The 1,197-nt window shown below is 73.0% G+C and carries 2 protein-coding genes; both read right to left on the bottom strand.

Translation table 11 applies throughout. The features are described 5' to 3' along the window. Positions 1-446 (bottom strand): chemotaxis protein CheW (locus tag HMPREF0731_RS21025; protein WP_007006255.1); only part of this gene is annotated, 446 nt, incomplete at its 3' end. Between the two features lie 36 nt (positions 447-482). Next, positions 483-1,197: methyl-accepting chemotaxis protein (locus HMPREF0731_RS21020; RefSeq protein WP_007006254.1), on the bottom strand; the 715-nt coding region annotated here is incomplete at its 5' end.

Here is a 1,197-nt window from a genome sequence, read left to right as displayed (position 1 = left end):
CGGGCCTGATGCAGCCGCTCCGGGTCGAGCAGCAGGATCAAGCCGCGCGGCCGCTTGACGACGCCCTGCAGCAGCGCGTCGCGCGCCGCCTGGCCGGCGGCCTCGAAGGGCTCGATCTCCTGCGCCTCGGTGGTGATGACGCTGGCCATGCGGTCGACCACGAAGCCCGCCAGCGCGCCGCGATGCAGCACGATGATGCGCGTGGCGTCGTCATGCGGCGCGTCGCCCAGGGCGAAGATGCGCCGCAGGCTGGTCACCGGCAGCACCGCGCCGCGCAGATTGGCGATGCCCTCCAGGCTGGCCGGCGCCCGCGGCACCCGCACCAGGCCGGGCACGCGGATGATCTCCTGCACCTCGGAGAGCGGGACGCCGAAGATCTCGTCCTGCACCCAGAAGGTGACGAATTGCCGGCCGGCCGGGCCGTCCTGCTCCAGCGCTGCGCTCATGCCCCTCCGCCTTCCTGCCCGTGCCGGCTGCCCGGTTCAGCCGCCGCTGTTCTGCAGCTCGTCGGCCAGGGAGGCGATCTCCTCCACCGCCGCGGCCAGCTCCTCGGCGCCCTTGGCCTGCTCGCGCGCCGCCTGCGCGGCCTGGCCGGCGGCGTGCTCCGCCTCGGCGGCGGCGGCGGAGACCTGCTCCACCCCCTTGCGCACCTCGTCCAGGCTGACCAGGATCTCCTCGGCGCTGGTGGCGATCTCGGCATTGCCCTCCAGGATCGCCGCCATCTCGCTGGCCATGGCGGCGAGGTTGCTGGTCAGCGCCTTGTTCTTCTCCAGCTCGCCGGCGGCGGCGGCGGCGATCTCCTCCAGGTCGCGGCGGACGGCGACGATCTGGTCCTGCACCGCCTTCACCAGATCCTTGATCCGCTCGGCATTCTCGGCGCTGTCGCGCGCCAGGTTGCGGATGTCGGTCGAGACCACCATGAAGCCCTTGCCGAACTCGCCGGCGCGCGCCGCCTCGATCGCGCCGTTCACCGCCAGCATGTTGGTCTGGATCGAGACGGTGGTGATGGCGTCGACGATCTTGTCGATGCGCCGCGCCACCTGCTCCAGCGCGTTGATCTGCCCGCGCGAGCGGGCATTCTCCTCGACCGAGGCCTGCACCCCGGCGATCATCTGCTCGACCGCGACGCGGTTGTCGCCCAGCGCCTCGACCATGGCGGCGACGCGGTCGCGCGCGGCGCCGGCGCGCTCGGCGGCC

Source organism: Pseudoroseomonas cervicalis ATCC 49957 (assembly GCF_000164635.1).
Classification (GTDB): Bacteria; Pseudomonadota; Alphaproteobacteria; order Acetobacterales; family Acetobacteraceae; genus Pseudoroseomonas; species Pseudoroseomonas cervicalis.
The sequence above is the reverse complement of the archived record's forward strand: the minus strand, read 5'-3'. Positions and strand labels throughout refer to the sequence as shown.